The organism is Snodgrassella alvi (genome assembly GCF_002777855.1).
Taxonomy (GTDB): Bacteria; Pseudomonadota; Gammaproteobacteria; order Burkholderiales; family Neisseriaceae; genus Snodgrassella; species Snodgrassella alvi_E.
Genome location: NZ_MEIK01000015.1, coordinates 182,068 through 207,630, shown reverse-complemented (window position 1 = coordinate 207,630; position 25,563 = coordinate 182,068). Strand labels below are relative to the sequence as shown.

Here is a 25,563-nt window from a genome sequence, read left to right as displayed (position 1 = left end):
ATTTATGATTCACTCCAATGACACTATGTTAGATATCAATTTCCAGAAAAGCATTCACCGTGCCGATGGCAGCCAGTTTACTCTAAATATCAACTTACATACTCAGGCACCACGTACCATAATAATGGGGGCTTCTGGTAGTGGCAAAAGCCTGATGCTCAAAGCCATTGCCGGCTTGCTGACGCCTGAACAGGGGTGCATTATTGTTAACGGAAAAACGCTTTATCAAAGTGAGCAGCAACTCAATCTGAGTCCGCAAGAACGCAGATTAGCTTATGTTTTTCAGGATTATGCACTTTTTCCTCATCTGAATGTGCGCCAAAACATCGCCTGCGGCATCCGGCATGGTTTGTTCAATCCGCGCAAACGCAGCCGGCAGGCAGATGTTGAACACTGGCTCAACGCCATGCAGCTTGATATGGTTGCAGAACAGTATCCGGCACATTTATCAGGCGGCCAGCGTCAGCGTGTTGCGCTGGCACGTGCACTGATTGCGCGGCCGCATGCTATTTTGCTGGATGAACCATTTTCCGCCTTAGATACCCAATTGCGCGCACAAATGCGCACTGAACTGGCGGCATGGCAGCAGAAGCTAAATTTACCCATGCTCCTGATTACCCATGATCCGGCAGATGCCGCTGCTTTTGACGCTGCTATTTGGCACATGGATAATGGTAGCCTACATTCTGCTCCCAATAACCATAGACATGCATGAATTCAATCTGGATACCGAGCTGATTCCCACTATAAACGGCCAACGAATGGGAAACAGCAAACGTATAATCTTGCTCGAAAACATTCAGCGTTTCGGTTCCATTACTCAGGCAGCCAAAGCAGTACCAATGAGTTATAAGGCTGCTTGGGACGCGATTGACGCGCTAAATAATCTGGCACCGCAGCCGTTGGTAGTACGCCAAACTGGTGGACAGGGCGGTGGTAAAAGCGCTTTAACTACCTATGGTGCAGCTTTCCTTCAGTATTACCACACCATGCAGCAACGCCATCAACAGTTGATGCAGCAACTGCACAACGAGTCTGACCATAGCCATTATGGCCTGTGGCAAAGAATGAATTTGGACTTAAGTGCCGACAATCAGCTAGCTGGAACAGTAAGCCGAGTTATAGAAGGCAAAGTGAATCATGAAGTTCATTTACGCTTGAGCAGCGGACAGGAACTAGTGGCCATACTCACACGCCACAGCTGTGAACAAATGGAGCTCACAGAGGGTGTAGATGCGCTGGCACTGATTCAAGCCTCTGCCATCATACTGGCTCGCCCTACTCCCAATTTTAATCTTTCTGCTCGCAATCAAATTCGCGGTCGCATACGCCGGATAGACACCGGTGCTGTGAATAGTGTTGTGACAGTAGATTTAGGTGCTGAGCTGAGCTTGTCTGCCAGTATTACTCGGCACAGCGCTGAAACGATGCAATTGGAAAACGGCGATGAAATCATGCTGCTAATTAAAGCGCCAAGCATTATTCTCGGACGCTTACGCTAAAAATTTTTTAGGTACAAACCACAAAGTAATCATAAATAAAATGAAGCCAGAATAACCATTTTAGCAATGAGTTTATTCTGGCTGTTGTGACGCCTGATAGACAGGCTATCAGCGGCCACACATGCGCTCTTTGTTTCAATCTGTCATTTAAAGCCGCAACTTATTGTAAACCCAACCAATCTGTAAATTATATTTTCATTGAAGTTTTATTCAAAAAAAATTATTTATATCAATTCAGAGAAGTTTATTGATAATAAATATCAATAATTACCATTATTGCGTTCTTTCTATTGTGGCAGCACTGGGTAAAAATATCGTTTCGAATGTCGCTGATCACTTCGGAGATGAAATTACTTTTCGTACAGAACTAGCTAGCTGGAAAGCATACATTCTGCGGATACTCACAGATACTTAACCCCATGTTATTCCAAAAATATCAACGCAAAATCACATCATCGGCCAGTTCGTTTCTTCCAGCCTGAGTGCGCGGGAAATACTGTACCAGCAAATCTGTTAGTTCTTCCAGTCCGCGGCTTAAACCATCCACATAATTCTGCTGATGAAAAGCCGTAAGTATGTGCGTGCATATTTCCTGCCATTGCGCAGCACTAACACAGGCATCTATTCCACGATCGGCGATAATTTCTACAGCGCGGTCAGCAAACAGCACGTACACCAGAACGCCACAACGTGCAGAAGTATCCCAAATACCCAAATTGTTGAACCAATACTGAGCACGCTGTCGAGGCGTTGTATGGTGACACAAACTGGCCGTATTGATACGCGATTCAATCACAAAGCGTAATTGTCCGGTATGGCGCTGTTCAGAATTGGCAATGTGTGTGGTCAATTGGTGCAGCACTGCTTCAGGAAAATACTTACTCACCCGCTGACGCGGATGTGTCCAGTGACGCCATAATCGGGGCAACATTCGCATACTCAGTTTATCCGTGCGCATTCTGTCCGCTCTTTTCGCAGTTTCAGAATCAGTATGGTAGCACTTCAAACTGATTTCGTGGACGCAGAGACAGGGAAAATCAAATTCTGAGAAATATTTATTTCTACACCGTAGACAGATAAATACGCTCAACTGTCTACCCTGCACCGGCTGAATGCTTATATATAATCAAGCTTATTACCTCTTTCAGCACGTTAAAAATCAGGTACCAGCGCATACAAAATATTTTTAAAAAATATCCACAGTATCTTCAAAGTAAAGATCAGGCAGGACTACACTGCTGAGAAATGGATTTTCATATGTGTTGCCACCTTAGAAAAAAACCACTTCAGAATCAGAAATTTCTTGCTTCCAATAACCTATTTACACTGTATCTCGGATTTCCAAATTATAGATTAGCTATTCAACATCAATACACAAAAGCAGAATATCATTTGAGCTAAACAAAACCACGCAACTGTTTCACGTAAGCATAAGCAGCTTGTATACGTTGAGTATGCTCGGTAGCCCGCTGCATTTCTCTTGCAGACAATTTTTGTTTTACTAATTTATCCGGATGATATTTATTCATCAGGCGGCGGTAAGCCTGTTTGATTTCATGCACACTGGCTTGGGGATTGATACCCAGCACCTGATACGGATCGCCACCCAGCGGTTCTTCAACAGTCTGATACTGTTGACGACTGCTCTGCTGCTGTTGCCGGTACTGCTCTTGCTGCTGCCGCGATTGCTGCTGTCGTTCCTTTTGGCGCTTACTCTGACGCTGCTGCTTCCATTGCTCATTAGTTTGCCAGTAATGCTTATATTCACTTTCTTGCCCATGCACAGTTTGGCTGGCAAAAATCAGCATCTGCGAGTAAGGGATATGAAACTCATCAGCAATGATATTTAAAATACGCCGTTCATTATTGTGCAGTCTGCCATCAATCAGCGCCAGCTCAAGCATGTGTTTACAAAACAACATCAACGCGCGTTTTTCATTTCGGTAGATACGGTACAACTGCCCCAGCCGAGCTCTAAGCGGATAGTTTTTCAGTTGCCCCATGTTAAAGCCATAGCGCGCCAGAACGGCCAATTCATCATTAAGCTGCAACTTTTTAATCAAGGCATAAACAGATGAACGGTCTTCATCTGTGACATGTCCCTTAGCCGCACATATCTGGCCTGCGACTTCAAACATTACCGCTACATAGAGATTTTTATCGGTTGCAATGGAATCTTCAGTACCATCATCTACAATGTGGGCAGCAAATAAATAAAACAAAATCAGGATAATCAGTATAATATCCAGCAACACACCACCAGCACCGAAGAGCAAAGGTAAAAACCACAACAGCAATAAACAGATACCTGCACCGAGATTAGACATGTAGACCAGCCGATTGATAAAATCAGTAAATAGTAAGGTAAGACAAATAACTATACATGAATTTACGCGGAGTCTGATAATTTTTCAGAATTTTGATCTGTTCAGCATCACCCTGTGCCGCTTTCACCAGCTACCAGAAGCACCGCCTCCACCATATCCACCGCCTCCACCGCTGAAGCCTCCGCCTGACCCGCCACCGCCCCAAAAATTATCATCATGTGGATTGTAATAGTCACTGACAAATACATTTCCGGCAAAAACATAAGTTACGATATAGGAAAAAAGCGCAATAATAACGGCCAGAATCAGGTTCCAGCCAATATACCAGCCCAGAGCCAACACCAGTAAAGCTAAAATGAAACTGCCTAGCCGAGTGCCGAAAATATTCTTTAAAAATGCTCCCCCAAAAAAGACCAACATCATTGCTTCTATAAACATGGCAGAGAAACTTTGCTTTTGCGGAGGCTGCTGTGATACCGCCGGCAGTTTCTCACCATCAATCAGTTTTTCCAGAATGTCTACCGTTTGTCGTACCCCACCATCGGTATTATCTGCACGCAGTTGCGGACGCAGCACATCATCCAGAATACGCTTGGCATACACATCTGGAATAGCACCTTCCAGTCCACGGCCAGTGGCCAAAAAGGTTTTATGTTCATCACGCACCAGCAACAGTAATACACCATCATCAACACCCATGCGCCCCGGCCGCCAGTTATTCATCACTCTGGTGGCGTAATCAAACGGCGTTTCCGGTGCAATGGTAGGGACAGTTAAAATCACAATTTGACTGCCATGCTGGCGACTGAAATCCAGCAACTGTCCATTTAAATCCTCTCGCGTATCCTGCTGCAACATATTTGCAGTGTCCATCACCGGCGCAGTTAAAGCAGGTATCGGCGCCAAATTTTCCGCTTGCGCAGCCATAATACAAAGCACGCAGCTTAGAAAAAATACTAACAGTTTATGGATGGATAAGCGGATAGTGTTCATATCATCATTACCTAGAAGCAGTACTGCAGAGTGTCTCCGCTGACTGTAAAACCGGAATCAGAATCTAATTGTATCTAGACCATGTATCTGAATCATAACCGATAGCAAGCCGTTTCCGCCATCAATGCAGCACTTGCTAAGAGGCTTCAGACAAAGGATCAATTCGGCTCTGCTAGCACGATTTAATTAAAATCTGTAGGGATTTAACACTTAGCAGCAAGCACAAACCGAGAGCAGATGAAATAGCCGGCTGATGCCGCATCTATACAACTACATTTCGCCAAATCGCTAAACCACCAAAATCGTTCTTTTAGCACTACTGCGAGGCATCGTCTTGGGGAAGGATAAAACCTTAATGAATTATATTAATATCTTGCTACCCGAATACTACCTTTTATTTATTAGCATTAAATTAGTAAATTCAAATTGCAAGAAATCTTAGAAGATAAAGATTTTGTTTTATCCAGCAACTACTTTACAATCTGTCATCAATTAAGGTGATCATCTAGAGCTGCAATAGAAAATGATCACTTAAACCAAAAATGAATGCTTACTTTTACGCAATACCGATTATTTGATTTCTTAAAAGGAGACTAAGCTTGAAAATATACACTGCACCTGGAGCACGATCTTTGGCTGTAATCTGGGCTTTGGAAGAATTAGGTCTTCCTTATGAAGCAATCCGGGTTGAAATACACACAGATAATGCGGTCGTCAAATCACCTCATCCTTTTGGTAAAGTGCCATTTTTAACGGAAGGGAGTTTTTCATTAAGTGAAACGTTGGCCATTTGCCTTTATATTTGTGAAAAAAAACAAAATACGTTATACCCTGCGAATTTACAAGAAAAAGCTATCATCAATTCTTTAATCAGTTTTTCGATTACTGACTTAGAAACGCCACTTTCTTGCCTTGCTAAACAGATACTTTTTACTCCTGAAGATCAGCAATGGCCAGAATTTATCAATTACTTTAAAAAACAAACCATTGATGTTTTGTCTAGGATAGAACTAAAAGAAACAAATGCATGGCTCATTGGTGATACCTTTACGTTAGCAGATATCTTTTTATCTCATCGATTAATGTTTGCAAAAGCATTTGGTATTACGCTGGACAAAAAACTTGAAAACTATCTTCAAAAAGCGACGAGTAGACCGGCATTTTTGAAAGCTCAAAAAATAAATGATAATTAATTCTCATTTATTTTACGTTTTTGATTAACCGCTTCATGGCGGTTTTTTTTGACTGAAACCTCTTTACTGAATTGGATTGGTTAAGCCGTGATCAAGTTAAAAGAAGCTTTATAGGAATCCTCTTCAAGTTTTAAATAAATTAGGCTTCTAACAAATTCTTTATGCGCCCTAAGTATGTCTGATATGCAAGGCAAGTTTTCACGCATTTCCTCCACTGCTCTTATGAATAAGCAACCATTATAATCCACTTCAGAAAACCATTATTTATGCCATTTAAATATTTCTAAAATCGCATTTTACCATTAAGTCCTTTAATAGAATCCTCAAGTTTTGAACGGAATATTGGGTCTATATGTTTCAATACTTCCATTATTAGTAATTATGCCAGAGATAATTCGCCGTTTGATACGCCCGACTATTTCATGATTCAGAGTGATGGTCAAAAGATATATAAAGGGATACATGAAAGTCATCATCTACATTTAAAAGTACTTATTGTTAAAACTAACAATTCTAATGATGAAAACATTAATGAATTAATTAAAAAAGAAAGTTATATTTTTAAACTAGGCATCAATAAGGAAGAGGACAATAATAAAAATCCAAACTTAGTGGTTAAAATGATTTGATTTATAGTGTTCCGCTTGATAGTCCCAAAACTTATAGTGAAGGGCAGATAATGGTTATACGGCGAGAAGTAACCATTGGTACAAGAATAAAAAAAATTAATATTTAATAATGCTACACATAAAATTCCTAATCTACATCTTCCTAGCAAAAGCAAACAGCCAGTTCTCATGAACCGGCTGTCACTTTGTAAAACAATTTGCCCCACTATTCGGGCTTTAAAACTCCACCTGAGGCGCCTGTTTTACAGCAGCTTCGTTTTCCGGCACAAAATTTGGCCGCACATGCATTCCGAAAATTTTCGCCGTCACATTATTCGGGAAAGAACGCAAGGTCGTGTTATACACCTGCACCGTTTGGATATAACGGTTTCGAGCCAGAGCGATGCGGTTTTCAGTACCTTCCAGCTGTGCCTGCAAATCACGGAAGCTCTGATCTGCTTTCAGGTTTGGATAGTTTTCAGTCACAACCAGTAAGCGGCTAAGCGCATTACTCAGATTACCCTGTGCTTGCGAAAACTGCTGCATTTTTGCAGGATCATCGGCATCGCTGCTCGTCATATTCAAACTGCCCACCCGCGACCGCGCATTGGTTACCTCAGTTAACACCTGCTGCTCATGCTTAGCATAGCCTTTAACTGTATTCACCAAATTAGGCACCAGATCGGCACGCCGCTGATATTGGTTCAGCACTTCAGACCATGCAGCATTGGCGGCCTCATCCTGAGACTGCATGGTGTTATAACCACAGCCACTCAGGCTCAGAGCCAGAATAAATGCGCTTAAACATCCCATTAAGCGTTTATACATTGTAAACTCCCGTATGTGTTATTGTGTCAGTTTAACATGCCATCGTTACTTTTTTTGCCATTACTAGCGAAATCTTATATACCTTAAGCTATAATGAATGCAAAATAATAAAAATCATTTTTACCAAACTGTAAAGGATGTTATATGTTTCCTGAATATCGTGACCTAATTAGCAAATTAAAGGCGGAAAACACTCATTTTGCTAATGTATTTGAAGAACACAACCGTCTTGATGATAAAATCACCGGCCTGACCAACAATCCGGTAACCAGCGGGCTGGAAAATCTGGATGAACTAAAACGGGAAAAATTACGTCTTAAAGATGAAATTTATGCCATGCTGCGCGAAGCAGACGGCAAAGCCTGATAATTCAGTCCAGAAAAAAACCCTGCTTTAAGCAGGGTTTTTTTGGATGCAATCATGTAGCATTAGCGTTTTGAAACGTTGCAAAATAGCAGCAGGAAAAGAAACTGCCTTATTATTTTGCTGATCGAATGCAACAAACGTTACCAATGCCTGAACAACAGTCTGGCCAGTATCTTTCAAAAAGATAGTCTGGCTTATTTCGACCTTGCGCGAATGCACCCTACTGAAAGCAGTATCAATCAGCAAATCATCGCCAAACACAGCACTATGTCGATAGCTGATATTGATATTAATCACTGCCATCCCGCAGCCCGCTTCAGCCAATAATGGCGTCAGCCCAGCCGTATCAAAATATTCCCAGCGCGCTTCCTCTAAAAACTCCAGATATCGTGCATTATTAACATGCCGGTATACATCCACATGAAAACCGCGTACTCGTATTTGAGTCTGATGCACTGTAGCGGACAGTGTCTGCTCTAATTTCTGCATAAGCGCCTATTCCACCAGTGTCCAGCTAATTGTGCTATTTGCACGTAGTGGCACCAAACGCTCATGGCCATATGGGTAATATGCCGGTACCGAGCGATTGGTTTTTACCAGTGTAATGGTATCCGTATTGCGTGGCAGACCATAAAATGCTGGTCCGTTTTCCGATGCAAAAGCTTGTAATTTATCCAGTGCGCCGGCCTGCTCAAATGCTTCAGCATACAACTCAATAGCGGCAAAAGCACTAAATATTCCGGCACAGCCACAGGCACATTCTTTATGCGTCTGCGCATGCGGCGCACTGTCTGTGCCAAGAAAAAATTTATGAGATTGTGGGCCACATACTGCCTGTATCAATGCCTGTCGATGATTTTCACGCTTAAGTACCGGTAAACAATAATGATGCGGTTGCATGCCTCCTACCAGCAAAGCATTACGGTTATACAACAGATGCTGTGGCGTTACCGTAGCAGCCACATTCTTACCTGCTGCCGCCACCAGCTGAGCAGCTTGGGCGGTTGTGATATGCTCAAATACTAGTTTCAGCTCAGGCAGACATTGTAGTAATGGCTGCAACAACTCATCAATAAACACCGCTTCACGGTCAAAAATATCAACTTCACTATGGGTTACCTCGCCATGCACCAGTAAAGGCATACCTACTTCGGCCATGGTTTCCAGTACAGGCAGCAGAGCCCATAAATCACTGACACCGGCAGCGGAATTGGTCGTAGCACCAGCTGGATATAATTTACACGCTATGATACCGGCGGCTTTGGCCTCACGAATCAGCGCTGGCGTGCTCTGGTCGGTCAGATATAAAGTCATCAGTGGCTGAAAACCGTTGCCGGCCGGTACTGCGGCTAGTATCCGTTCACGGTAAGCCAGCGCAGCAGCAACAGTAGTTACCGGCGGCTTCAGATTAGGCATAATCACCGCTCGCCCCATTTGACGTGCACTAAAAGGCACCACTGCTTTTAAAGCTGCACCATCACGCACATGAAGGTGCCAATCGTCTGGTCTGGTTAGAGTAAGAGTCTGCATCTGCATCCGTTTCGTTAACAAACTGTTTTACAGCTCAATAATACAGCTAGGCTTATTTAGATTGTAGAACCACCGTAGCCAGCATGGAACGGCTAAACATCGTATTCATGCCGCCATTTATCCGCAGCAGCGCGAAAACTAACGGTGTTTCACCCACATCTGCATCACACCATCTTCGCCATTATGCACTTGCAGAAGCTGATGGCCTGTCTGGCGGCAAAAAGCGGCAAAATCGTCTGGCGCATTTTTATCGGTTGCTAGCACTTTTAATATCTTTCCAGCCTCCATCGCGGCCAAGGCTTTTTTGGCACGCAGAATCGGCATCGGGCAATTCAGGCCGATAACATCCAATGTCTCATCACTATGTGGTTCGCTCATCATCAGCTCATCACAGATAATTGAAAAATATGATTATACAACGTGCATGCATTTGCCCAATAGTCTCTGGGCAGAAGCCCAACATATTAATTAGGACAAAGTACAGCTATTTATCATCTGGATATTATTTTTTATGGCCCCCTCGGCCTGACATGTACAGGCTGAAAACAAATAACTACTTACTTTCAAAAATATTCTTTTTTATTTATTAAATCAGATCTAATACTTAAATACAGCACTATTTCGTTGAATCATATCTGAAGCTCACTATCATATTTTGGCTGTTATTTGATAAATGATATCTGTCAGTTTTTTACAGTATCAGATTGCTGGATTAAGCTGAAAATTACTAGAGATAAAAAATCAACCTACTGGATAATTGTATAATTTTATATTGTGCCGTTAGCAAACATACTTTCTTATACAATACTTCTGCCTAAACCAACCCTGCCTATAGGTATTTTACGGTGCTGCAGCTCCTACCACCGTAGATAATACAAACTCTCTTCTAGCATTGTATCTGTACAATCCAGCTGACTGATTGGGGTTGGGGACACATCGATTCCTAATTCTTTTGCGTGTTAGCTGATTCACATCGTTAATTGTTGATTCAGTACGTCATATTCAGTTGCAAATACTTCTGAATAGATAAAATTATTTATACAGGCGGCAAAATCAGCAAAAAAACTTCCCAAACCAAAGTACGATAGCCACCACTTTCTTGGTGCCAGATTCTGTATATAGTCAAACCAAATTACTTTTGTGCCAGCGCCAACATCTCGCGAGCATGATTGCGCGTGGTATCAGTAATGGTTTCACCGCCTAGCATTCTGGCAATCTCATCTATCCGGCTATCTGCAGTCAGAACCTTTATTTCACTTACAGTCTGCCCTTTACTGCTGTGCTTGCGCACCTGCCAGTGCTGCTGGCCGCAAGCAGCTACCTGAGGTAAATGGGTAACTGCCAGAATCTGACGGTTTTGCCCGAGACTGCGCAAAGCATGGCCAACAACGTCTGCCACTGCTCCACCGATACCAGTGTCCACTTCATCGAAAATCAGTGTAGGAACTTCATTGTACTGGCTGGTTACCATTTGCAGTGCCAAACTGATGCGCGCCAGCTCACCACCGGATGCCACTTTACTCATGGCACGTAAAGGTGTGCCCTGATTGGCGGCTACCTGATATTGCACCTGTTCTAAACCATGCAGAGAGGGAGAAGCACTGAGTAGTTCAATATGAAAACGTGCACCCTGCATGGCCAGATTCTGCATATGAGCTGTAGTTTGTTTAGCCAATTTCGCTGCTGCCTGATGCCTGCGGGCAGATAATTGCTGGGCTACCTGCATATATTCGTTCTCACGCTCTGCTACTCGCGCTCGCAAAGCCTCAATATCAGCCGCTGCTTCCAGATCATTTAATGCAGATTCCACTCTGGCTAATTCTTCCGGCAATTGAGGGGGCTCCAGCCGATATTTGCGTGCCATGCTCATTAATTCCTGCATCCGCTGTCCCTGCTGTACCAGCAGATTTTCGTCAGTTTCTACACTGGCACTGGCTTCGCGCAGATAAGCACTGACTTCACCCAGCTCGGCTTCTACCGATTCCAGCAGAGTCACACTATCGGCAAAAGCAGGTGCAGCCTTAATCAATGCAGCCAGTTGCTGGCGGCAGTGAAACAAACGGCTTTGCAAGCCATCATCACCATTGAGAATCTCTTCTACGCTGGCAGCTGTGTGCAGAATATCGGCTGCATGTACCAGCGCATCATGGCTCTGACTCAGCGTTTCCCATTCATTTTCCTGCACATTTAAAGCACTGAGCTCATCCAAGCGCCATTGTAGGCGTTCGCGTTCAATATTCAGGCTGTCAGCTTGAGTCTGTGCTTTTTCCAGCTCGCGTTCGGCTTCCTGCCAGCGCTGGTAGGCTTCGCGCACACGTGCAACTTCCTTATCCGCCCCAGCAAAGGCATCCAGTAAAACACGCTGCGCAGCTTCACTGTTTAACGAATGATGAGCATTCTGGCCATGGATATCAATAAGTAATTCACCAATTTGGCGCAATTGTCCCAGTGTCACAGCCTGATTATTGATAAAACTGCGGCTTTTGCCTTTCACATCAATGGTACGGCGGATACTCAGCTGCGTTTCCTGTGCATCCAATAAGCCTTGTTCCTGTAGTAAGGACTGCGCCTGCGGGACATCACTTACATCAAACAGGGCTGATAACTGCGCTTCTTTAGCACCATGCCGTATTTGGCCGTAATCTGCTTTATCACCCAGTAACAACCCCAGCGCATCCAGTGTGATTGATTTGCCGGCACCAGTTTCCCCTGTCAGAACGGTAAATCCACTCTGAAAACTCAGGTTTAGTTCATCCACAATCACAAAGTCACGTAAAGACAACGCCAGCAGCATAAACAGCCTTTCTTCAAGAAAGCATCCATGATTCAAGGCTGATTTTAGTATTTTTTAAAAAAAGTGCAAGGTATTTTTTAGAAAAAACTAAAAATTAATTATAAAAATTTCGATTTTATTAATTTTTACTACATGCCTTACACTTTTACAGCATTACCATCTGTCATGCCACATTAGCTTAAGCCAAAAATTAACATAATTAAATAAGGATGTATTAGAAACTATCAGCCACATTTCATACCAGCTGATCACCCCAGTGCAGTTTCTGGCGTAGAGTACGGTAATACTGATAATTCACTGGATGTAAGATACGTAGTGAATTGCGGTAGCGACTAATACGGATTTTATCCATTGTCTGCAAATCAAAAAATGCCTGCCCATCAAAATGCGCCCGCGCATCCCCGCCTTTGGTAATCAACACTTCGATTTCACTGGTATCACTTACAGCAATCGGGCGGTTTGACATCGATTGCGGGCAGATAGGCACCAAACTGAATGCACGCAACGTGGGCTGTAGAATTGGCCCGCCGGCCGCAAGTGCATACGCTGTAGAACCCGTTGGTGTGGACACAATCAAACCATCCGAACGCTGGGTGTAAACAAATTCTTTATTAATGAATACTTCAAATTCAATCATCTGCCCCAGCGCACCGCGGCTAAGTACCACATCGTTTAGTGCCAGTGAATGGTAAACGTCTCTGCCTTCTCGAACTACCGTCGTTTCCAGAAGAATACGCTCTTCTGGCAGATATTTACCCGTCAGCATGCCGGTTAGTTCGCTTACCATTTGGGCACGCGGTACTTGTGTTAGAAATCCTAAGTGCCCCTGATGAATACCAATCAGCGGCACACGATAGGGAGCCAGTTTGCGAGCCACTGAGAGCAGTGTGCCATCACCGCCCAGCACCATTACTAAATCACAGCGTCTTCCCATTTCACATTTGGTAATGATCTGGCAGCACTGCAAATTAGCCGCACTGATATGATTATCTGCTTGCGCCTCACCGTCCAGATACACCGATAACCCTGCTTCACATAAAAAAGCAATAAGTTCATTCAGTACTTCACTCATCATCGGTGTTTGCGGCCGGGTCACAATCCCGATATGGTTAAACTGGCTATTCATGAATCGCATATTCCTAACAAAGTAGCTCACCCAGAATTCAACTGCCTTGGTTTTTATGGCTTATTATAAAGGGTAATACATTAATATACTTCCTTATTGTAATCCTTCAATTTCAGCAAAATTTTTATGAACTAGGCGCAACATCACACTCAAGGGCTAATCAGCTGTAAATCCTGATAATTTTAAAATAAATGATTATTACCTTAGCAACTGCGTGTACACAAATCTGATCTGAGTGCTGACTACCATTTGTTTTCAGTTACAAACTATAAAATGCTTATTTTTATTTGCAAACTGTTGAAAAAAAAGAATTGATTTTGTAAATATAGCTTAATTTACAGCATAGCTTTGGACTAAAAACATACAATTTTCTTCGAATATCCACCAACTTCAGATATTGCTACATAAATAGCAGTTATCTACTGCCATTTAACTATCATTCGCTGATTTAGCTAGTTCAAGCTACAATAATCGTTTAAAAACAGAGTTACTGCGATGGTTACATCTTTGCCTAAAGTATTTGCGCTTCTGGGGCCCACAGCTTCCGGTAAAACCAGTTTAGCTCTGAATCTGGCTGCTCAATTTCCGGTAGAAATCATCAGTCTGGATTCGGCTTTGATTTATCGGGACATGAACATCGGCACCGCCAAACCCACAGACGCAGAACAGCATGCAGTACCACATCATTTGATTGATATCATTTCACCATTGGAAAGCTATAGCGCTGCCCAATTTGTGAGCGACTGTGTACGCCTAGCTGAAGAGATACACAGCCGCGGCCACCTTCCCTTACTGGTGGGTGGCACTATGATGTATTACCACGCCCTTACGCAGGGGCTCAGCAGCCTGCCTGAAGCCAATCCACATATTCGTGCTGAGCTGGAAAAACTAAAACAACAGCATGGCATGGATTATTTATATACTTTATTGCAGAAAGTAGACCCAATCACGGCTGCACGCCTGCCTGCCGGCGATAGCCAGCGCATAGAACGGGCACTGGAAATCTATCATATTACCGGTATCCCGATGAGTACCCATCTGGCAAATCAGCAAAACCAGCAGCCATCTGTAGACGTATGCACACTGGCACTGCTGCCAGCCGACCGTGCTCACCTTCGCATTCAGATTGCCACCCGTTTCCATACCATGCTGGCACAGGGTTTTGTAGAAGAAGTGCAAGCATTGCGTTTGCAATACCCAGACCTGCACTCAGACCTACCCTCCATGCGTTGTGTTGGCTACCGGCAAGCATTTGATTATCTGAATGGTATCAGTGATTACGACACCTTCGTAGAACGCAGTATCGTGGCTACTCGCCAGCTAGCCAAACGCCAGCTCACCTGGCTACGCAAGCTTAATCCGCAGCATATGCTTGACCCATTTAATCCAGCCGGACTCTTTGAGCAGACAGCTCATCTGATGCAGCAATTCTTTTCCTGAAATCATCCATTTCAGAAAAATTCTAGCTATGAATATTTAAGCAATAATAGTAAAAATTTATGTAAACATCTGCATGCTTCCTCAATAGACATATTCACAACATGCTGAATTAATTAATCTTACCGATTATTAATCTATAATTATTTATCTATGGGTACAGCACTGCTCCTTACCCATACACAGACAAAACAGCATAAGACAATTATTTACAGTAAAATGCACACCGTTGATAGCGTCATTACGTCTTCTCATTCATTCCGAATGAGACAAACGGCAAAGACAACATTTATCCTTCACGCCTCACTCTAGCCAGGCAAGGGTCAGGCATTTTTGATTTAATAAGGAGAAAACACGATGTCCGTACAGGATCGCATCCGTTATACCTCACTTCATTCCCGTCTGATGTCTGCTGCTCAGGCTGCAACCCTGATTCAAAATGATGCCAATGTTGGCATGAGCGGATTTACCGGAGCCAGCTACCCTAAAGTATTACCGCAGGCAATTGCCGATTTTGCCCGTGCAGAACACGCTGCCGGCCGGCCGTACAAAATCAATGTCTGGACTGGTGCGTCTACAGCACCTGAGTGTGATGGCGTTCTGGCTGATGCACATGCTATTAATCAGCGCCTGCCCTTCAATACCGACCGCCACATGCGGCAGGAAATCAATAATGGCGATGTCAACTTCATCGACATGCATTTATCACATGTTGCGCAGCAAGCTTGGTTTGGCTTTCTGGGTCACATGCACGTGGCTATTATCGAAGTGCTGGGCATCACCGAAGATGGTTTGTTGATTCCATCTACTGCCATTGGTAACAACCAGACTTGGCTGGATATGGCCGATAAAGTGATTCTGGAAGTGAATACTGGTCTGCCGGTACAGATGGAAGGTATGCATGACATCCCGCTGAGCAATACCATTCCGCCGCATCGCACTCCAATCAACATGACCCGTGCAGACGACCGCATCGGTGAAAAATACATGAAAGTCGATTTAAACAAAGTGGTAGCCATTGTAGAATCCAATGCTCCAGACCGCGACAATGTATTCAGCGAACCCGATGACAAATCCAAACAGATTGCCGCCTACATCGTAGACTTCCTGTCTCAGGAAATCAAAATGGGACGCTTACCGAAAGAAATGCTGCCGATTCAGTCCGGCGTAGGTAATGTGGCCAATGCTGTATTGGCTGGTCTGTTAACCGGTCCGTTTGAAAATCTCTTCGGCTATACTGAAGTATTACAGGATGGCATGCTCGACCTGCTGCGCGCAGGTAAAATGGCCACCGCCTCTGCTACAGCCATCTCTCTGTCTGCCAAAGCATTCAAAGACTTTGCCGACAATATTGATTTTTACCGTGAACGCATTATTCTGCGTCCGCAGGAAATTTCTAACCATCCTGAACTGGTGCGCCGCTTAGGCATTATTGCCATGAATTCCATGATTGAAGCGGACATTTACGGCAATATCAACTCTACGCACGTAATGGGTACCAGCATGATGAATGGTATTGGCGGCTCCGGCGACTTTGCTCGCAACAGCTTCCTAAACTTCTTCGTTACCCCATCTACTGCTAAGGATGACAAAATCTCATGCATCGTGCCGATGGTATCGCATGTTGACCACACTGAGCACGATACACAGATTATTGTTACCGAACAAGGTCTGGCCGATCTACGCGGACTGGCTCCACGGCAGCGTGCAAAAGTGGTTATCGAAAAATGTGCACATCCTGATTATCGCGACCAGTTGCAAGATTATTATGATCGTGCATTGCAGACCGCAAAAGGTATTCATACGCCACACATCCTGACGGAAGCCTTAAGCTGGCACGAACACTTCCTAAAAACCGGTTCCATGAAAATGTAATTCATCGTATACCGTATCCAAACAGCCCTGAAATCATTCAGGGCTTTTTGTTTATTTAATCAACACACCCCACCATCAGCCAACTAATAATTTCGTATCCCATACCCGGCAGTATTAAGTACTACATTAGCACAAGCAGTTGTACAATAATTATCCCCACAGTCTGACCCTGAATTCAAATACATTCGCATTGTATGAATTCCCTTCATCATGGCAAGGTATCAAATTCAGCCACACAGCCATCACTATCAGTTAAAATAAGCGCGACTCAATCTCATTCGCTGCAAACAGCACTCTCTTTATTTCTCTACTTTCATAAAAGGAAAGACCGCCATGTTTTCCAAAGCGTTAACCATCGAAAAATTCGACCCACAGCTAGCCGCAGCCATTGCCCGTGAAGACCAGCGCCAACAAGATCATGTGGAATTAATTGCCTCAGAAAACTATGTTAGCTGCGCTGTAATGGAAGCTCAGGGCAGCCAGCTAACCAACAAATATGCCGAAGGCTATCCAGGCAAACGCTACTATGGCGGTTGTGAATACGTAGACGAAGTGGAACAGCTGGCCATAGACCGCCTCAAACAACTATTTGGCGCTACTTATGTTAATGTGCAACCACACTCCGGTTCACAAGCCAATCAGGCAGTGTACGCCAGTGTGCTACAACCTGGTGACACTATTTTGGGCATGTCGCTGGCTCATGGCGGCCACCTCACCCATGGCGCCAGCGTCAACATTTCCGGACGCTTATATAATGCCATTACCTATGGCCTAGATGAAAACGAAATCCTCGATTACGCACAAGTAGAACAACTGGCTCTTGAGCACAAACCAAAAATGATTGTCGCTGGTGCTTCTGCCTATGCACTGGAAATCGACTGGGCACGTTTCCGTGCCATTGCCGATAAAGTTGGCGCCTATCTGTTTGTAGATATGGCACACTACGCTGGTCTGGTAGCCGGCGGAGAATACCCAAATCCAGTACCGTTTGCCGATTTTGTCACTACCACTACCCATAAAACCCTGCGCGGCCCACGCGGTGGTGTGATTATGTGCCGCAGCGAAGAACATGCCAAAGCGCTTAATTCTGCTATTTTCCCATGCCTGCAAGGCGGCCCATTAATGCATGTAATTGCCGCTAAAGCCGTGGCATTCAAAGAAGCTTTGCAGCCAGAATTCAAACAGTATGCCCGTCAGATTAAAGCCAATGCCAAGGTACTGGCAGAAACGCTGATTGAACGCGGTTTGCGCATCGTATCCGGCCGCACCGAAAGCCATGTATTTCTGGTGGACTTACAGCCGAAAAAACTGACCGGAAAAACTGCGGAAGCGGTGTTAGGACAGGCTCACATCACTGTGAACAAAAATGCCATTCCCAATGACCCCGAAAAACCATTTGTCACCTCAGGTATTCGTCTAGGCACCGCCGCTATTACCACCCGCGGCTTCACCGAAGCCGATACCCGCGAGCTAGGACATTTGATTGCCGACGTACTGGACAACGCAGATAATCAGAAGGTAATTTCAGAGGTTACTGAAAAAGTACAGAAAATTTGCAATAGATTACCCGTTTATGGAAAATAAACAACATTATTAAATTCTTAATATCTAGTTATTGCTTAGATACTATAGAATATTTATACTCAAATAAGGCTACTTTAATATCGATAAAATGATGTTTTAATCTGTTTTCTAATGATATAAACATCAACATGGATTTCCTTACAGGAAAACCAGCTTTAACTAATCAGATATTATCAAAATACCAATAAAGTATTAATATAGCCTCATTGAAAAAGCAAAGTTTACACTTTGCTTTTAAGATTTAAGGTATCTTGATAATAAAATTTGAAAGGAAACAAAATGAAAAAATTAGTTTCTACTGCTTTATTGGCTGCATCTTTAACAATGACTGCTGGTTTTGCTTTGGCTAATTCTCAGAATGACACTACCGATGTGCGCAATTTTGCAGAATCCACTGCTCAAAATGGCCAGAATACTCATGTTTCTGATTCAACTCCCGAAAACACTCCATACCGCACTGTTAATACCTATGCTGGTAATCACTAAATAGTGAGTAATAATCAAAAAGCATAACTTTTTAGTTATGCTTTTTTTTCGTCCATCTCATCAATATTTGCTATTTGATATTCACTCACGTTTCTTATTTCGATACATTATCAAACATAAATTAAAATATCATTCTCATACCAAAAAACCGCCTTACCACCCAAAACATAACATACTGATAACACATATTTATTTAAAATAAGCATTTCAATTAGTGATTTTACATCAGTAACGAACATCTCATAAGTTTCAAGGATTAAGATAAAGTTTCCTTATTTTCAGGGAGTACAACATGGGCTTAATCTGGACAATTGTAGTAGGTTTCATTATTGGCGTAATTGCCAAATTGATTTATCCAGGCAAACAACAAATTGGCTGGATTGTTACCACCCTACTGGGTATAGGTGGTTCCTTACTCGCTGGATATGTTGGTCAGGCTTTTGGCTGGTATCATGCAGGAGAAAAAGCCGGTTTAATCGCTTCGATTATCTTCGCCTGTATTATTTTGTTTATTTACGGCAAAATTAAAAACCGGCCATTATAGAATAAAAAAAACGGTGACGAATACATTATTCGCCACCGTTTTTTCAACAAATATATCTTTACTTCTTCATCTGCACCTTACCCAGCCCCTTTTCCCGAAGTTGAGCAATCGTTGTATCAATACCCTGCTGCTGAATTAACTGATCAAACTGATTACGGTAGACCGTCACTAAACTAGTGCCGTTCACACGGAAATTATAAATCTTAAATACCCCATTAGAATAATACATCTGATAACCCACGGTATAATGTTTATCACTGGCACTGACAATCTCAGTGAAGGTTTCCAGTTTGTTATTACCCTGATTCACCACTTTGGGCAGGACTTTTACCGTTGCATTGCTGGCACCCATTAAAGCAGAATGTGCGTAAATTCGTACAATCATATTCTTGAAAGCCGCGCTGAAATCCTGCCGCTGCTGCGCAGTAAATTGCCGCCACGGCAATCCTACTGCCAAAGCTGATATACGCTCGTAATCCAAATACTGATCCGCATAGCGCTCAATCTGACTGATTCGCTGCTGCTCGTTCAGACTTTTGTCACGTGCAACCGACAACACCGCATCCACATTCTGCTGCAATTGCTGTTGCGCTAGCTGTTCTTGCGTAGCGGCAAACGTACACACCGATACCATCAACATCCACGCAGCCAGACAAGCTTTAACATACCTCTGCATTTTTCATTCTCCTATTGGTAAGCAAAAAAAACGGCTTATGTAATTATCTTCCATAAACCGTTTGCTGTTTTCATCTGCGAAATATCTCTACACTGCTTTAGCAGCTAACCAGTCAGTTACACTGGCCAGTGCCTTCGGCAACGCTGCCACATCATGGCCGCCTGCCTGTGCCAAATCAGAACGGCCACCGCCCTTTCCACCAACCTGCGCAGCCACATAATTAACCAGCTCTCCTGCTTTAACTGTTTTACTCAGGGCTTTCGATACACCTGCAGTAACGGCAATTTTACCATCATTTACAGCAGCCAATACCACCACAATATTCTCACCCTGTGAAACCAAATCAGCAGCGATATCGCGCAACGCACTACTGTCTGCATCAATCTGGTTCAGTATTAGCCGCGCAGTGCCCACATCCTGAGCCTGTGCCAGCAGCGCACTGCCCGCGTGTTTGGCTAGCTCTGTTCTGGCTTCACTCAGTGCTTTTTCCAGCTGTTTCATTTGGCTGTGCATGCTTTGCAGTTTAGGCAATAGGTCTTCAGCAGTCTGAGCCTTCACCTCCACTACTGCGGCTTTCAGCAAATCTTCCTGCTGTTGTACATACTGTAGCGCATTCAAGCCGGTTACCGCCTCAATCCGACGTACACCAGCGGCAATACCACTCTCAGATACTATCTTAAACAGGCCGATATCACCGGTACGTGCCACATGAGTACCACCACACAGCTCGGTGGAAAATTCACCCATGCTCAATACACGCACTTCATCGCCGTATTTCTCACCAAATAGCGCCATGGCACCAGCGGCAATGGCATCATCAAAACTCATATTCTGAGCACACACCGGCACATTGGCCACAATAGCCTGATTTACACGGCGTTCCACTTCTGCCAATTGGGCGCTGGTTACTGGCTGCGTATGTGAAAAATCAAAGCGTGTACGCTCTGCATTCACTAGCGAGCCTTTCTGCTCAACATGCGTACCCAACACTTCACGCAGGGCACGATGCATCAGATGAGTCGCACTGTGGTTACGCATACTCGCTTCACGCAAAGTACTATCTACCTGAGCAGTAACCGCATCGCCAACTTTCAGGCTGCCAGACACCATTTCTCCAAACTGACAAAACACTTTTGCCTTAATTTTCTGTGTGTCATCTACTTGAAAACGGTTTTCACCAGCAAAAATATAGCCCATATCACCTGTCTGACCACCAGATTCGGCATAAAATGGCGTGAAATCAATCACCACGGCACCAGTTTCGCCCGCGCGCAACTGTTCAACTGCCTCACCGTCCTTATACAAAGCCAAAATCGTGCTTTCATTCTGACGCTCATGATAACCAGTGAATTCCGTATCTGCTCCATCATAAGCCAACTGGGTATTGGCTTTGAAATTTTGCGCCGCACGCGCACGTGCACGCTGAGCAGCCATTTCGCGCTCAAACCCTGCTTCGTCCAGACTAATATTGCGTTCACGGGCAATATCTGCAGTTAAATCATAAGGGAATCCATAAGTATCATACAGCTTGAAAATCACTTCACCGGCGAGCGTATTACCGCCATCCTGCAAGGCATTTTCCAATAAGGCCATACCCGTTTCTAGCGTCTGCGCAAAACGGCTTTCTTCTTGTTTCAGCACCTCGCTGATTTGTGCCTGTTTTTCTACTAGTTCTGGATAGGACGCGCCCATTTCCTGCACCAGATCAGCTACCAGCAAATGGAAAAACGCCTGTTTACAGCCCAGTTTGTAGCCATGGCGTACCGCGCGGCGAATAATGCGCCGCAATACATAGCCACGTCCTTCATTGCTCGGCAGTACACCATCAGCAATCAAAAAGGCACAAGAGCGGATATGGTCAGCAATCACCTTCAGGCTGGGTACTTCCTGACTGTAAGGCACGCCAACCACACGAGCCACAGCATGCAGTAAATGCACAAACAAATCGATTTCATAATTACTGTGCACTTGCTGCAATACCGCAGACACGCGCTCTAGCCCCATACCGGTATCGACCGAAGGTTTTGGCAGCGGATTCATATTGCCGTTTTCATCGCGGTTGTACTGCATAAACACACAGTTCCAGATTTCGATAAAACGGTCACCATCTTCCTCAGGGCTACCCGGAGGGCCTCCCCAAATATGTTCACCATGGTCGTAAAAAATTTCTGAGCATGGACCACAAGGGCCAGTATCACCCATCTGCCAGAAATTATCCGAAGCATAGCGCGCACCTTTATTGTCACCAATGCGAATAATTTTTTCTGCCGGTAGGCCGATTTCATTCAACCAAATATCATAGGCTTCATCATCATCTGCATAAACGGTAGCCAGCAGCTTTTCCTTTGGCAGATTGAGCCAGTCCTTACTCGTCAGGAATTCCCAAGCAAAATGTAGCGCATCATGTTTGAAATAATCACCAAAGCTGAAATTGCCTAGCATTTCAAAAAACGTATGGTGACGCGCAGTGTAGCCTACATTTTCCAAATCGTTGTGCTTACCACCGGCGCGTACACATTTCTGTGCCGTGGTTGCGCGGCTGTACGGACGCTTGTCAAAACCCAGAAACACATCTTTAAACTGATTCATGCCTGCGTTGGTAAACAACAGGGTTTTATCATCCTGAGGTGGAACCAGCGAAGAAGACGGCACCACCTGATGCCCCTTACTGGCAAAAAATTTAAGAAAATTAGAACGTAAATCTGCTGTTTTCATGGTAGTTTCAGTTGAACGGACGATTAATCGTATTCAGGCAGTCTGTAAACACACAGACTGCCTGAATATGGATATTAAAAACAGGACACTGGATAAACTATCCCAACTACCGCCCTTGTTAAAATCATATGCTTATCTTACCGCAGTTTTACGCATAAGCATACCAGAACTGGCTAAAAACCATGCCAAAATGACAAATCCGACAACATCCCTACCCGATTACGGTATAGTTAGCCCTAAGCACACAGAATATAAAGTTACAAGGTGATCATAACCCATCACCATGCCAGCCTAAAACAGGCGCATATTTGAAAAGGACAAACATGAAAAACACAGCCTGCCTGAGTTTATCCAGTTTGATTTTATGCATACTGGCCGCATGCAGCGGTTCGCATGAAAATAGCAGCACCAAACCGGCTTCTGCCGTAGCGGCCAGCAGCACCGGCACATTGAACGAAACTAAAACACTGAAAATCTACAATTGGTCTGATTATGTGGACCCAAAAACCATCAGTGAATTTGAAAAGAAATACGGCATAAAAGTTACCTACAACTATTATGACAGCGACGAAACACTAGAAAGCAAAATCCTAACCGGACAGTCTGGCTATGACATCGTTGGGCCATCCAACTCTTTTGTGAGCCGACAGATTAAAGCTGGGGCTTATCAGCCCCTAGACAAGAGCCAGATACCCAACTGGAAAAACATTAACCCGAAATTACTTGATTTATTAAAAGATGTCGATCCGGGCAACCAATATGCTGTCCCCAATTACTGGGGTATGAATACCATCGCCATCAACATTGAGAAAGTCAATGCCGCACTGGGTGACACCCCAATGCCAGAAAATAGCTGGGATCTGGTTTTCAATCCGAAATATACAGACAAACTAAAAAGCTGCGGCATCAGCTACATGGACAGCCCTGTAGAAATGATTCCGCTGGCACTGCACTATGCAGGTAAAGATCCCAACAGCCAAAGCAAAGACGATATAGACATGGCTGCCAATCTCATCAAAGCCAACCGCAGCAACGTGCTGCGCTACTCTTCTTCAGGCTACATCGACGATCTGGCTCGAGGAGATGTCTGCGTGGCTATCGGCTTTGGTGGCGATTTAAATATCGCCAAACGTCGTCGGCTAGAAGCCACCGGTAAAAAAGATATTCAAGTTTTAGTTCCTGAACAAGGCGTATCTCTATGGGTGGATACTCTGGCCATTCCCAAAGATGCCGCCAACTTGAAAAATGCTTACCGCTATCTAAACTGGGTTCTCGAACCCCAGATTGCTGCCCGCAATGGCAACCATGTTACCTATGCACCCGCCAGCCTGCCAGCAAAACAACTGATGAAAAAAGAATATCGCGAAGACAGCAGCATCTTCCCATCAGATGAAGTGCTGGCCAACAGCTATCTCGTTTTACCGGCCAAATCCGATACTCTGAAATACGAATTGCGCTTATGGCAAAATCTCAAAGCAGGCAAATAAAACATTAGCCTATATTTGCTTAAAACAAAACCCCTCAGTAATGAGGGGTTTTGTTTTGCCGGCCGCCGAGACAGAAATTTTACACGGCTAGCGACACAGCTCAGGAAATTTCCGCCATGCCTGCGACAGCGTCATACCATTTGCATACAAATTAACTGTACTCTGCGACATACCCGCTTTAACCACATCTATCTGCAACCCTTCTTTTCCGGTAAATGGATTAACGAGCGCCAGCGTCTGACTACCATTCGGATAACTGCTTATTCTGTAAAATTCACGAGGCAAATTAAAACGAGACTGCAACTTATCATGCAAACACTTGCTGACTTCAATAGCAGGCCGGTCGATATTCAGGCTTACTTCCGGCGGAGTACTACGTTCCGGTTTCAGCACCGTGACATCTTTTGTAACTACCGCACAACGAAAACCTTTACTGCCTATGGGCTGGTCAGCCTGCAATAAAGCTTTGGCCATAGCCTCTGAATCACATTCGCGCTCTTCTTGCGCATAAGGTGTGACCTGAGCACACCCCACCAACATGCTGGCACATAGACAAGGCCACCATAATAAATTCTTCCACAACATGTTTGATTTTCCACTGGATGCCTAGAGGTTCTATGCCAAACTGAACCCAGACATAATTTTTCCCCGCCAACAGGCAGCAGGTTTACTGAATCTGCCCAGTTTTATTAACTTCATGGGCATAACATAATGATTAATTGATTAATCTTTGCCAATGCATAAAACACCCGCATAACAAATGTAATATCGAAAGCAAAGTGGCTATAATAACAGCCATATCTTGCCACACACCAGTCTTATCATGATTTTTTCAGCAGCCCGACCCATAAAAACCGTCACCCTCGCCTTAACCGGCGCTTCAGGCATGCCTTATGCCAAAAGACTACTGGCCTGCCTTTTGCAAGCAAATATCAAAGTCTGGTTATTGTACTCACAAGCTGCACAGATAGTGGCACAGCAGGAAATCAATTGGCATCTACCTACCAACGCCAAGCAATGTACCGCAGCTTTATGTAGTGAATTCGGGGTCGACCCATCTCAACTCACCGCATTTGGCCGTGATGAATGGTTTGCTCCACCCGCCTCTGGTTCTAATCCCGCAGATGCCATGATCATCTGTCCGGCAAGCATGGGCTGTGTTGCCGCCATTGCTGCCGGTACCTCAGATCATTTGCTCGAACGCGCAGCCGATGTTTGCATCAAAGAACAGCGACCACTGATTATCGTACCGCGAGAAACTCCGCTTTCAGCCATTCATCTGGAAAATATGCTTAAACTCGCACGCCTAGGCGTCTGTATCCTACCACCGGTATCGGCTTTCTATCAGCATCCGCAAAGCGTAGCAGATATGGTAGATTTTGTGGTAGCACGAATTTTGGATCAGTTGCAGATTCCGCACCGGCTGATAGCGCGTTGGGGCGAAGAAAATAATTATTGACACCACTCATTGAATGTTTTACTGTATAAAAAT

At 44.2% G+C, this 25,563-nt stretch carries 25 protein-coding genes; 13 read left to right on the top strand and 12 right to left on the bottom strand.

Annotated features, from left to right (window positions below; translation table 11 throughout):
• Positions 1-4 precede the first annotated feature (4 nt).
• Together BHC43_RS01710 and BHC43_RS01705 are read left to right on the top strand one after the other, a co-directional pair.
• Positions 5-715, top strand: a complete 711-nt coding sequence (locus BHC43_RS01710) for a sulfate/molybdate ABC transporter ATP-binding protein (RefSeq protein WP_257377958.1) — start codon at positions 5-7, stop codon at positions 713-715.
• Positions 672-1,502 carry a TOBE domain-containing protein gene (locus tag BHC43_RS01705; RefSeq protein ID WP_180297402.1) on the top strand — a complete coding sequence of 277 codons (831 nt, stop codon included), beginning with the start codon at positions 672-674 and terminating at the stop codon, positions 1,500-1,502. Before BHC43_RS01710 ends, BHC43_RS01705 begins: the two co-directional genes overlap by 44 nt.
• A gap of 436 nt (positions 1,503-1,938) precedes the next feature.
• Here BHC43_RS01705 and BHC43_RS01700 read toward each other — a convergent pair whose 3' ends face one another.
• The 3 genes from BHC43_RS01700 to BHC43_RS01690 form a co-directional block, all read right to left on the bottom strand.
• Positions 1,939-2,460 carry a TPM domain-containing protein gene (locus tag BHC43_RS01700; RefSeq protein WP_257377957.1) on the bottom strand — a complete coding sequence of 174 codons (522 nt, stop codon included), beginning with the start codon at positions 2,458-2,460 and terminating at the stop codon, positions 1,939-1,941.
• Positions 2,461-2,899: 439 nt separating this feature from the next.
• Complete coding sequence (locus BHC43_RS10945; protein ID WP_100156317.1) at positions 2,900-3,829, bottom strand: DnaJ domain-containing protein; 930 nt, start codon at positions 3,827-3,829, stop codon at positions 2,900-2,902.
• Between the two features lie 123 nt (positions 3,830-3,952).
• Complete coding sequence (locus BHC43_RS01690; protein ID WP_100156316.1) at positions 3,953-4,822, bottom strand: TPM domain-containing protein; 870 nt, start codon at positions 4,820-4,822, stop codon at positions 3,953-3,955.
• 599 nt (positions 4,823-5,421) lie between these two features.
• Here BHC43_RS01690 and BHC43_RS01685 point away from each other — a divergent pair.
• The gene (locus BHC43_RS01685; protein WP_100156315.1) at positions 5,422-6,015 is read left to right on the top strand and encodes a glutathione S-transferase family protein; all 594 of its coding nucleotides are present in this window, start codon (positions 5,422-5,424) and stop codon (positions 6,013-6,015) included.
• A gap of 422 nt (positions 6,016-6,437) precedes the next feature.
• Positions 6,438-6,644, top strand: coding sequence for a hypothetical protein (locus BHC43_RS01680; protein WP_100156314.1), 207 nt, complete (start codon positions 6,438-6,440; stop codon positions 6,642-6,644).
• 216 nt (positions 6,645-6,860) lie between these two features.
• Here BHC43_RS01680 and BHC43_RS01675 read toward each other — a convergent pair whose 3' ends face one another.
• Positions 6,861-7,451 (bottom strand): LemA family protein, encoded by a 591-nt coding sequence (locus BHC43_RS01675; RefSeq protein WP_180295865.1) that lies wholly within the window; start codon positions 7,449-7,451, stop codon positions 6,861-6,863.
• A 144-nt stretch (positions 7,452-7,595) separates the two neighbouring features.
• On the opposite strand from BHC43_RS01675, the gene BHC43_RS01670 reads away from it, so the two are divergent.
• A complete protein-coding gene (locus BHC43_RS01670) occupies positions 7,596-7,817 on the top strand; it encodes a YdcH family protein (RefSeq protein WP_100139789.1) in 222 nt (73 codons plus the stop codon).
• A 27-nt stretch (positions 7,818-7,844) separates the two neighbouring features.
• Here the strand turns inward: BHC43_RS01670 and BHC43_RS01665 are convergent, their stop codons facing one another.
• The 5 genes from BHC43_RS01665 to BHC43_RS01645 form a co-directional block, all read right to left on the bottom strand.
• Entirely contained in the window at positions 7,845-8,306 is a 462-nt protein-coding gene (locus BHC43_RS01665) for an acyl-CoA thioesterase (protein ID WP_100156313.1), read from the bottom strand.
• Positions 8,307-8,312: 6 nt separating this feature from the next.
• On the bottom strand, positions 8,313-9,347 hold the full coding sequence (pyrC, locus tag BHC43_RS01660) for a dihydroorotase (protein ID WP_100156312.1): 1,035 nt from the start codon (positions 9,345-9,347) through the stop codon (positions 8,313-8,315).
• 138 nt (positions 9,348-9,485) lie between these two features.
• Entirely contained in the window at positions 9,486-9,725 is a 240-nt protein-coding gene (locus BHC43_RS01655) for a sulfurtransferase TusA family protein (RefSeq protein WP_370387156.1), read from the bottom strand.
• Between the two features lie 754 nt (positions 9,726-10,479).
• Complete coding sequence (gene recN, locus BHC43_RS01650; protein ID WP_100156311.1) at positions 10,480-12,141, bottom strand: DNA repair protein RecN; 1,662 nt, start codon at positions 12,139-12,141, stop codon at positions 10,480-10,482.
• Positions 12,142-12,376: 235 nt separating this feature from the next.
• A complete protein-coding gene (locus tag BHC43_RS01645) occupies positions 12,377-13,267 on the bottom strand; it encodes an NAD(+) kinase (protein ID WP_100139784.1) in 891 nt (296 codons plus the stop codon).
• 495 nt (positions 13,268-13,762) lie between these two features.
• On the opposite strand from BHC43_RS01645, the gene miaA reads away from it, so the two are divergent.
• The 5 genes from miaA to BHC43_RS01620 all read left to right on the top strand — a co-directional run bounded on the left by miaA (position 13,763) and on the right by BHC43_RS01620 (position 19,193).
• Positions 13,763-14,707, top strand: coding sequence for a tRNA (adenosine(37)-N6)-dimethylallyltransferase MiaA (miaA, locus tag BHC43_RS01640; protein WP_100156310.1), 945 nt, complete (start codon positions 13,763-13,765; stop codon positions 14,705-14,707).
• 354 nt (positions 14,708-15,061) lie between these two features.
• The gene (locus BHC43_RS01635; RefSeq protein ID WP_100156309.1) at positions 15,062-16,579 is read left to right on the top strand and encodes an acetyl-CoA hydrolase/transferase family protein; all 1,518 of its coding nucleotides are present in this window, start codon (positions 15,062-15,064) and stop codon (positions 16,577-16,579) included.
• Between the two features lie 333 nt (positions 16,580-16,912).
• Positions 16,913-18,163: a serine hydroxymethyltransferase gene (glyA, locus tag BHC43_RS01630; protein WP_100156308.1), complete on the top strand. Its 1,251-nt coding sequence runs from the start codon at positions 16,913-16,915 to the stop codon at positions 18,161-18,163.
• A gap of 279 nt (positions 18,164-18,442) precedes the next feature.
• The gene (locus BHC43_RS01625; protein ID WP_100139780.1) at positions 18,443-18,649 is read left to right on the top strand and encodes a hypothetical protein; all 207 of its coding nucleotides are present in this window, start codon (positions 18,443-18,445) and stop codon (positions 18,647-18,649) included.
• 292 nt (positions 18,650-18,941) lie between these two features.
• Positions 18,942-19,193: a GlsB/YeaQ/YmgE family stress response membrane protein gene (locus tag BHC43_RS01620; protein ID WP_100139779.1), complete on the top strand. Its 252-nt coding sequence runs from the start codon at positions 18,942-18,944 to the stop codon at positions 19,191-19,193.
• A gap of 58 nt (positions 19,194-19,251) precedes the next feature.
• Here the strand turns inward: BHC43_RS01620 and BHC43_RS01615 are convergent, their stop codons facing one another.
• Together BHC43_RS01615 and alaS are read right to left on the bottom strand one after the other, a co-directional pair.
• Complete coding sequence (locus BHC43_RS01615; RefSeq protein WP_100156307.1) at positions 19,252-19,869, bottom strand: MlaC/ttg2D family ABC transporter substrate-binding protein; 618 nt, start codon at positions 19,867-19,869, stop codon at positions 19,252-19,254.
• An 87-nt stretch (positions 19,870-19,956) separates the two neighbouring features.
• Positions 19,957-22,584: an alanine--tRNA ligase gene (gene alaS, locus BHC43_RS01610; protein WP_100156306.1), complete on the bottom strand. Its 2,628-nt coding sequence runs from the start codon at positions 22,582-22,584 to the stop codon at positions 19,957-19,959.
• Here alaS and BHC43_RS01605 point away from each other — a divergent pair.
• Positions 22,583-22,852, top strand: a complete 270-nt coding sequence (locus tag BHC43_RS01605; RefSeq protein ID WP_100156305.1) for a hypothetical protein — start codon at positions 22,583-22,585, stop codon at positions 22,850-22,852. The genes alaS and BHC43_RS01605 overlap by 2 nt on opposite strands.
• A 55-nt stretch (positions 22,853-22,907) precedes the next feature.
• The gene (locus BHC43_RS01600) at positions 22,908-24,071 is read left to right on the top strand and encodes a polyamine ABC transporter substrate-binding protein (protein WP_100156304.1); all 1,164 of its coding nucleotides are present in this window, start codon (positions 22,908-22,910) and stop codon (positions 24,069-24,071) included.
• Positions 24,072-24,158: 87 nt separating this feature from the next.
• Here the strand turns inward: BHC43_RS01600 and BHC43_RS01595 are convergent, their stop codons facing one another.
• Complete coding sequence (locus BHC43_RS01595; RefSeq protein ID WP_100139774.1) at positions 24,159-24,656, bottom strand: hypothetical protein; 498 nt, start codon at positions 24,654-24,656, stop codon at positions 24,159-24,161.
• A gap of 238 nt (positions 24,657-24,894) precedes the next feature.
• Between BHC43_RS01595 and BHC43_RS01590 the strand changes: the two genes are divergently transcribed.
• Entirely contained in the window at positions 24,895-25,530 is a 636-nt protein-coding gene (locus tag BHC43_RS01590) for a flavin prenyltransferase UbiX (protein WP_100139773.1), read from the top strand.
• Positions 25,531-25,563: the final 33 nt, after the last annotated feature.